The 8,865-nt window shown below is 64.2% G+C and carries 6 protein-coding genes; 5 read left to right on the top strand and 1 reads right to left on the bottom strand.

Annotated elements, in window-relative coordinates; all coding sequences use genetic code 11:
* Nucleotides 1-182 precede the first annotated feature (182 nt).
* The 5 genes from QN358_RS18170 to QN358_RS18150 all read left to right on the top strand — a co-directional run bounded on the left by QN358_RS18170 (nt 183) and on the right by QN358_RS18150 (nt 6,779).
* Nucleotides 183-1,820 (top strand): ABC transporter substrate-binding protein, encoded by a 1,638-nt coding sequence (locus tag QN358_RS18170; protein ID WP_136642130.1) that lies wholly within the window; start codon nt 183-185, stop codon nt 1,818-1,820.
* A 150-nt stretch (nt 1,821-1,970) separates the two neighbouring features.
* Nucleotides 1,971-3,074 carry an ABC transporter permease gene (locus QN358_RS18165; RefSeq protein ID WP_136642129.1) on the top strand — a complete coding sequence of 368 codons (1,104 nt, stop codon included), beginning with the start codon at nt 1,971-1,973 and terminating at the stop codon, nt 3,072-3,074.
* 149 nt (nt 3,075-3,223) lie between these two features.
* Nucleotides 3,224-4,186 (top strand): ABC transporter permease, encoded by a 963-nt coding sequence (locus tag QN358_RS18160; protein ID WP_136642176.1) that lies wholly within the window; start codon nt 3,224-3,226, stop codon nt 4,184-4,186.
* A gap of 28 nt (nt 4,187-4,214) precedes the next feature.
* Nucleotides 4,215-5,930: a dipeptide ABC transporter ATP-binding protein gene (locus QN358_RS18155; protein ID WP_237280362.1), complete on the top strand. Its 1,716-nt coding sequence runs from the start codon at nt 4,215-4,217 to the stop codon at nt 5,928-5,930.
* 84 nt (nt 5,931-6,014) lie between these two features.
* A complete protein-coding gene (locus tag QN358_RS18150) occupies nt 6,015-6,779 on the top strand; it encodes a dienelactone hydrolase family protein (RefSeq protein ID WP_136642127.1) in 765 nt (254 codons plus the stop codon).
* A gap of 24 nt (nt 6,780-6,803) precedes the next feature.
* On the opposite strand, the gene QN358_RS18145 is transcribed toward QN358_RS18150, so the two are convergent.
* Nucleotides 6,804-8,348, bottom strand: coding sequence for a methyltransferase (locus tag QN358_RS18145; protein WP_237280354.1), 1,545 nt, complete (start codon nt 8,346-8,348; stop codon nt 6,804-6,806).
* Between the last annotated feature and the right edge of the window lie 517 nt (nt 8,349-8,865).

The raw sequence follows: 8,865 nt of genomic DNA, 5'->3' as shown, positions 1-8,865 counted from the left end.
CCGCACCACGCACCACCCTCGCACCACAGCTGAAGGGCCCCGACGAAAACCGTCGGGGCCCTTTCGCTGTGCATCCATTCATTGCGTTGCTGTAAACATTTCGGCGAATTGAACTTTGCCTCGCTTTCGGTGTGTTAAGACTGGTTACACAGCAAACAGCAAACTGAAAGAGGTAGACGTCCATGTCGTCCGCATTCACCAAAAAGCGACTGGTCGGTGTAGCCGCAGGGCTCGCCGCCTCGGCGCTCGTGCTCGCCGGTTGCTCAGGCAACTCGAACAACTCATCGTCGACCGGCTCCGCAGCCAGCTCGATCACCATCGGCACCACCGACAAGATCACCACCATCGACCCGGCCGGTTCGTACGACAACGGTTCGTTCGCCGTGATGAATCAGGTCTACCCGTTCCTGATGAACACCCCCTACGGCAGCCCCGACGTCAAACCCGACATCGCCGAGTCGGCCACATTCACCACACCCACCCAGTACACGGTGAAACTCAAGAGCGGCCTGAAGTTCGCCAACGGCGACGACCTCACCTCCTCTGACGTCAAGTTCAGCTTCGACCGCCAACTGGCCATCGCCGACCAGAACGGCCCGTCGTCACTGCTTGGCAACCTCGCCAGCACTGCGGCTCCCGACCCCACCACCGTGGTCTTCACGCTGAAGGCGGCAAACGACCAGACCTTCCCGCAGGTGCTCTCGAGCCCGGCCGGCCCCATCGTCGATGAGCAGGTCTTCTCGGCCACTGCGCTCACCTCCGACGCCGACATCGTCAAGGGCAACGCCTTCGCCGGCCAGTACATGATCAAGAGCTACGACTTCAACAACACTATTCAGTACGTGGCGAACCCGAACTACCAGGGTCTGCTGGGCGCCGCGAAGACCAAGACGGTCAATGTGAAGTACTACGCCGAGTCTGCCAACCTGAAGCTCGACATCCAACAGAACAACATCGACGTCGCGTTCCGCAGCCTGTCGGCGACCGACGTGGCCGACCTGAGCACGAACAACAAGGTCAAGGTCGTCGACGGTCCCGGCGGCGAGATCCGCTACATCGTGTTCAACTTCAACACCCAGCCGTTCGGCGCCACCACGGCCGACGCCGACCCCGCCAAGGCACTCGCCGTGCGCAAGGCCGTCGCCGACCTCATCGACCGTGACGCCATCGCCTCGCAGGTCTACAAGGGCACCTACACGCCGCTGTACTCCTACGTTCCCGCGGGTCTGACCGGTGCCACCACCGTACTGAAAGACCTCTACGGCGACGGTTCGGGCAAGCCCAGCCTCGACAAGGCGAAGGCCACCCTGGCCGCAGCCGGCGTCACCGACAAGATCGTCTTGAACCTTCAGTACGTCTCCGAGCACTACGGCCCGTCGTCAGGCGATGAGTATGCGCTCATCAAAGACCAGCTCGAGTCGAGCGGCCTGTTCACGGTCAACCTGCAGACGACCGACTACGTGCAGTACTCCAAAGACCGTACGAAAGACGTCTACCCGGAGTACCAGCTCGGCTGGTTCCCCGACTACTCCGACGCCGACAACTACCTGACCCCGTTCTTCTCGGCCGACAGCTTCCTCGCCAACCACTACAACAACACTGCGGTGCAAGACGAGATCACGAAGCAGGTCGGCGAGACCGATTCGGCTGCCCGCACGACAGAGATCCAAGACATCCAGGCGAAAGTCGCTGCCGATCTGTCGACGATCCCCTATCTGCAGGGCGCGCAGGTTGCCGTGGTCGGTTCGACCGTCAACGGGGCCTCCGACACGCTCGACGCGTCGTTCAAGTTCCGTTACGCGGCGCTCACGAAGGGCTAGTCGTTAGCTAGAATCGCTTCACCGAGGGGGCGGCTCGTTTCGACGGGCCGCCCCCTCACACAGGCCCACTGGGCCATAAGAGTTCCAGAATCTGCACCACCGCACAGCGATCACCTGCACAGCACTACCCTTCACTGACGATTGGCATCCATGACAGCGACCGCCCAGGCCCTGGTACCCCCGGTACCTCCGGCCTCCCCCGCTTCACCCGTTGCGAAGAGCAAGGCCTCCGGCGGAGGCCTCGGTCGCTACATCGTCATTCGCTTCCTGCTCATCATTCCCACCATCTTCATCCTGGTGACCCTGGTCTTCTTTCTCATGCGGGCGACGGGCGACCCGATCACCGCGGCCCTGGGCGGCCGTCTCAGCGGCGCACAACTGCAGGAGCGCATCCATGCAGCCGGCTACGACCGGCCCATCCTGGTGCAGTACTTCGAGTACCTCGGCCAGATCGTCACGGGCAACTTCGGCACCAGCATCAGCGACAACCGGCCCATCACCGAAATTCTCGCCACCTATGGCGTAGCAACCCTCGAGCTGGCGTTCTACGCCCTCATCGTGGCGTTCATCGTGGGCATTCCGCTGGGCATGCTCGCCGCCTACTTTCGTGACAAGGGTCAGGATGCCGCACTGCGCGTCTTCGCCATTCTCTGTTACGCCACTCCTGTCTTCTTCGCCGGCATTCTGCTGAAGCTCATCTTCGCCGTGTGGTTGAACGTTCTGCCCGTCGCGGGCCGAGCCACCACGAGTTCGGAGTTCGAGATGCAAGACCTGCCGAACCGAACCGGCATCTACCTCATCGACGCGTTTCAGACCGGTGACCCGGCCGTCATCGGCGACGTTCTGACTCACGCGGTGCTGCCCGCCATCGCGCTCGGGCTGCTCACAGCCGGGGTCTTTCTGCGGTTGGTGCGCACGAACGTCATCGGTACGCTCTCGACCGACTACGTCGACGCGGCACGTTCGCGCGGCGTGAGCGAGTATCGGCTGGTTCGCCGGCACGCGTACAAGCCGGCGCTGATACCCATCATCACCGTCATCGGCCTGCAGATCGCGCTGCTGCTGGGCGGCGCGGTGCTCACGGAGTCGACCTTCGAGTGGAAGGGCCTCGGGTTCCAGCTCGCGCAGTACCTTGCCGCGCGCGACTTCGTCGCCGTGCAGGGCATCGTCGCGCTACTGGCTGTGATCGTGGCCGTGACAAACTTCATCGTCGACATCATTGCGGCGCTCATCGACCCGAGGGTGAGGTACTGATCGTGAGTGCACCAACAACAGCACCCGAGACCGCAGGCGGGCCGACCGCGTCACCGGCAACGAAAGCCACCCGGCCGCCGAAACAGAGCCTGTTCTCCCGTCTGCCCGTCGTGCACCAGCTGCGCCAGAGCGTTGGGCTCCAGCGCGGCATGCTCGTCATCGGCCTCATCATCACAGCCGTGTTCGTCATCTGCGCGGTCTTCGCCCAGTTCATCGCTCCCTACGGCTTCTCTCAGTTGCGCGACGACAACGGTCCGTTCGGTGCCCAGCTCGCTCCCGGCGGTTCGCACATCTGGGGAACGACCGTGGGCGGGTACGACGTATTCTCCCGCGTCATCTGGGGCGCTCAGACCGCGCTCGAGGTGATGGTCGTGGCGATCATCCTGTCGATCTTCCTCGGGGTCTTCCTCGGCCTCGTTTCGGGGTACTTCGGCGGTTGGCTCGACCGAATCCTCGTGGTTCTGGCCGACGCGATCTACGCGTTTCCGTCGTTGCTGCTCGCCATCGTGATGTCGATTGTCATCTCGGGCGGCCAGTCGAACCTGTACGGCGGCATTCTCGCGGCGGCCATCTCCATCACAGTGGTCTACATTCCGCAGTACTTCCGGGTCATCCGGTCAGAGACCGTGCGCATCAAGGGTGAGGCGTTCGTCGAGTCGGCGAAGGTCATCGGTGCGTCGAACACACGCATCATGTTCCGACACGTCCTTCGCAATTCGACCCGAACGCTGCCGCTGATCTTCACGTTGAATGCCTCAGAGGCGGTTCTCACGCTGGCTGGCCTCGGGTTTCTGGGGTTCGGCATCGAGCCGACGGCCGCGGCGGAGTGGGGCTTTGACCTCAACAAGTCGCTCTCCGACGTCACCAGCGGAATCTGGTGGACGGCGGTGTTCCCCGGGCTCGCCATCGTGCTCTCGGTACTCGGCGTCACCCTCGTGGGCGAGAGTCTGAACGACCTCGCCGACCCACGGCTGCGTGGTCGGCGCGCCGTCTCTGCGGCGTCGGGAGATGTGGCACAGACCTCTGTCGTACCCGGCGGAACCCTTACCGCGGGCCCCGCCGGACTCGCCGGCCTCGAAGACACCGAAGGTGAGGCCGATCGTGACCGATAGCCCCGTACCCGCACGCTCCCCCGCACACATCGGCACCGCAACCGCCGCCTCCAAGGCTCCTGTCGTGTCGATCCGCAACCTCGAGGTGTCATTCTCCACCGATGCCGGTGCCATCAAGGCGGTCGACGGCGTCAGTCTCAGCGTCGCCGCCGGCGAAGTACTGGCTATCGTCGGCGAGAGCGGTTCGGGCAAGACCGTGACCGCGAAGACGATCCTGGGCTTGCTGCCCGAGACGGCTACTGCGCGCGGAGCCATCGTGCTGTCGAACCGCGCGGGAACCGACTCGAACGATGTGCTCACTCTCACGAAGAAACAGCTGCGGGGCATCCGGGGCTCAGACGTGTCGATGGTGTTTCAAGAGCCCTCGACAGCGCTGAACCCGGTGTACACGGTGGGCTGGCAGATCATGGAGGGGTTGCGGGCGCACTCGAAGATCTCGCGCTCCGCGGCCAAAGCGAAGGCCATCGACATTCTGCGGAAGGTGGGCATTCCCGACCCCGAGACGCGGGTCAACTACTACCCGCACCAGTTCTCTGGCGGGCAGAAGCAGCGCGTGGTCATTGCGCAAGCGCTGGTGCTCGATCCGGGGCTGATCGTCGCCGACGAGCCCACCACGGCGCTCGATGTCACCGTGCAGGCCGAGATTCTCGACCTTCTGCGGCGGTGCCGCGACGAGTTTGGTACGGCCATTGTGTTGATCACGCACAACATGGGTGTCGTCGCCGACCTCGCCGATCGGGTCGCAGTCATGTACGAAGGCAAGGTGGTCGAAGAGGCCGACGCCGTGACACTCTTCTCGAACCCGCAGAACGACTACACCAAGAAGTTGCTCGCGTCGGTGCCGCACATCGGCCAGGGCGCGTTGCAGACGGCCGAGCGGGCATCAGGTCGCGAGCAGTCGTGGCAGAGCACGGCCCCTGTGGTCGTCGCAACCGATCTGCGAATCGAATACCCCGGGCGGCTCGGCCGCGGCGGGTTCGTTGCCGTCGACGGTGTGAGCTTCGAGATTCGCGCGGGCGAGGTGCTCGGGTTGGTCGGTGAGTCGGGGTCAGGTAAGACCACCATCGGCCGAGCCATCGGCGGGCTCACCAGGGTCACCGGGGGTTCGCTGAAGGTTCTCGACCACGAGATGAACGGCGTTCGCGAGCGGGTGTTCAAGAAGACGCGGTCGAACATCGGGTTCGTCTTTCAAGACCCAGCCTCGAGTTTCAATCCGCTGCTGACGATCGCAGAGTGCGTGGCCGAGCCGCTGGTCATCCACGGCCGAGCCCGCGACCCGCGAGCTGCGAGAACACGAGTCGACGAGCTGCTCGAGGCCGTGCAGCTGCCGAAGAGCTACGGCGATCGGTATCCGCACGAGCTCTCGGGCGGTCAACGCCAGCGTGCGAGCCTCGCGCGGGCCATTGCGCTCGAACCGGCACTGCTCATCGCCGACGAGCCCACCTCGGCGCTCGACGTCTCTGTTCAGGCCCGCGTGCTTGAACTCTTCGCTGAGCTTCAGCGGGAGTTCGGCTTTGCGGCCCTGTTCATCAGCCACGACCTGGCCGTGGTCGACCTGTTGGCCGACCGCATCGCTGTGCTGTTCAAAGGCAAGCTCGTAGAAGAGGGCACGGGGGCAGAGGTGCTCGGAGACCCGAAGCACCCCTACACTCAGCGCCTGCTCGCCTCACTGCCGGTACCCGACCCGATCGAGCAGGCGAAGCGGCGGGATGCCCTGCGGCTGCTGCGCGCGGCCGGGCAGTAACCCAGTACCTCTGCCCGCCTGCTCGTCTGCCCGTCTGCCCGTCTGCCCGCCTGCCAGCCCTCCCGCCCGAAAGGCCCACCCCGCATGACTGGTTCTGTCGAACTCAGTGCCGCCGAGCATCCGTTCACCGCCTACGTGGCCACGCCCGACGGCGACCCTGCCCAATGGCGCGGTGCCATCGTCGTGATCCATGAGGTGTGGGGGCTCGTTGAACACATCACGACGATCGCCGACCGCTACGCAGCCGAAGGGTATCTCGCGCTGGCCCCCGATCTGATGGGCGGGCTCGGTGTGACCGCCGAGGTCGCCGCCGACCTGCAACGGCAACTCTTCGCAGCCGACCCCGAAGAGCGAAGCGCGGCCCAACCGCGCCTTCGCGAACTGATGGCCCCCATCGCGGCGCCCGAGTTCGCCGCCGCCGCAATCACCAAACTGATCGCCTGCGTCGACTACCTCGAACAGCAACCGGGCGTCGACGGTCGCATCGGCGTCACCGGGTTCTGTTTCGGCGGAAGCTACGCGTTCAGCCTGGCCGTCGCCGACGCGCGGGTGAAAGCGAGCGCCCCCTTCTACGGCTACGCCAACTTGACGAACGAACTTCTCGCCGAGATCGAGTGCCCGGTTCTCTACTTCGTGGGCGAAGACGACCTGAACCTCTTCGGGGCTCTGCCCGCCCTCACCGAACAGATGCACGAATCGGGTGTTGACTTCGAGGCCGTCACCTACCCGGGTGCGGGTCACGCATTCTTCAACGACACCAACGCACACGCCTACCGACCGGATTCCGCACACGACTCCTGGCAGCGAAGCACCGAGTTCTTCGCTCGCCACCTCGTCACGTCAGCCTGACGCCTGTTCGCCGTTCGACATCGATCAGGCTGGCAGCAGAAACCCATCGTCGATGAGCGAACGCATCCGCGGCAGCACATCGGCCACCAAAGAAGCCTCATCGACCTCAAGCAGGTGTGCGATGGCACCGCAGATCTGGCCGATCGTCAAGTCGCCGTCGCAGGCCCCAACCAGCGCCGCCAGTGCCGTGTCGAGCGAAACCGTTCGCGCGAACCCTGAGCCCTGACGCAGCGTCATCACCGTAGGGTTCTCCTGGCCCGGCCAGTAATGCCGTTCTTCAGTCACATCGGGGGCGTACGTCACGGTTGACGCGAGCAGCTCTTTATCTGAACGCGACGACTGCCAGTCGTGGCCCGAGAGGCTCGTCGCGAAGTACTGGCCGAGCCCCGACGGGTTCGAGCCCCGAGCGCCGTCGAGACGCTCGAACCGACGGAGCGGAGCGGGAGCCCCCGGTGTCGGCGATTCGACCGGGCGGCGAAGCAGCACGTACCCGAATCCCACCTGGGTGACCGCGCGCGCATCGAAATCGTCGAGCCAGGCGGCGTAGAGCTCATCGAATTCAGGGGTGCCGGGGCGGGTGCCGCCATCACGAATCCACGTCTCGGAGTACTGCGGAGCATCCTGAAGCTCGCGCTCAATCACCCACGCATCGAGCGACGAGCCGTCGACCCATCCCTTGACCCGGTCGAGGCCTTCGGTTTCGGCCGTGTACTCCCAGTTGGCCAGCAGCTGGGCGATACCGCCGTCGGTGAGGTGATCTTCGCACCCACGAATGACTGTCGACACCAACGCATCACCGACCATGCCTCCATCGCGATACTCGTACAACGGCACGCCCTGCCTGCGCGGAGTGATCACGAACGGCGGGTTAGAAACGATCTGGTCGAATCGTTCGCCCTCCACCGGGTCGAACAGACTACCCAGCCGAAACTCGATGTTGTCTATTGCGTTCAGTTCGGCGTTGAGCCCGGCGATCCACAACGCCCGTTCAGAGATATCTGTGGCGACCACCGTGAGCGCGTGGCGCGACGCGTGCATGGCCTGAATTCCGCACCCCGTACCGAGGTCGAGTACGCGTTCCACCGGTTCACTGATCATCAGCCCGCTGAGGGTGGTGGATGCCCCACCCACGCCGAGCACATGCCCAACGCTGAGCGGCCCGCCGACCGCGACCTCGCCGAGGTCAGAAAGGATCCACCAGCTCCCGGCGCCGAACGCATCGACGAAGCTGTACGGACGCAAATCGAGCAGCGCACTCACCTCACCCGTCTCGAGCCGTCGCACAAGCTCGAGTGTGAGCGCACCCTCGACCCCCAGCTGCGGCAGGGCTGAATCTGCATCGACTTCTGACACCGGCACATTCAGAACGAAGAGAGCGGCCAGGGTTTCCGCACGCGAAAGGGCTGTCGATGCGGCTCGCCGAGAATGCAACGCGCGCAGTGCTGGAAGCCGCTGGCCCCTGTGAAGCGCCGACGCAGCCTCATCGCCCCACAGGTCGCTGACCGTCTCGACGCTGAAGTTGGAAGTGATGAGATCGCGTCTCAGGTCAGAAATCAGGGAAGAACTCACCCCTCCATTCAAGCGCACGACTGATTGTCGGGTGCACCGGCCAGTCTTCCTCAGAGTCAGAGCTGGGTCGTGCTCAGGTTGTGTATGGTCGTGGTTGTCTGACCCATGGTGGTAGTGGTGTTGTGGGGAGGGGTCCGCGTCGTCTCGATCTGATTTGGGAGCAGGGTCTGGGGGTTTGTTCCCAGTCGATGCTTTTCGGTGGGATCAAAACGGGGACGCCGTTCTGCATGGCGAGTTTCCACTCAGAAGAATGCACATGTGTGTGGTGGAAGTGACACAGCAGTGCTCCGTTGTCGATGTCTGTGCGCCCGGGTGCGTAGGTTTGGTGTTTCCAGTCATCGACGTGGTGGCTTTCGCACCAGGACGGGCCCCGGTCGCAGCCCGGCCACACACACCCGCCATCCCGTGCGGCCATGGCGGCCTTTTGCGCGGTCGTGAACAGCCGTTTCGTTTTCCCGTGCTGGAGTACTTCCCCGTGCAGCCCGAAGACGGTGGTCGTGATGTCGCCGTGGCAGAG

This window comes from Subtercola sp. RTI3, from assembly GCF_035018625.1.
In the GTDB taxonomy this organism is placed as follows: domain Bacteria; phylum Actinomycetota; class Actinomycetes; order Actinomycetales; family Microbacteriaceae; genus Subtercola; species Subtercola vilae.
This window is presented reverse-complemented; position numbering and strand designations above follow the sequence as displayed.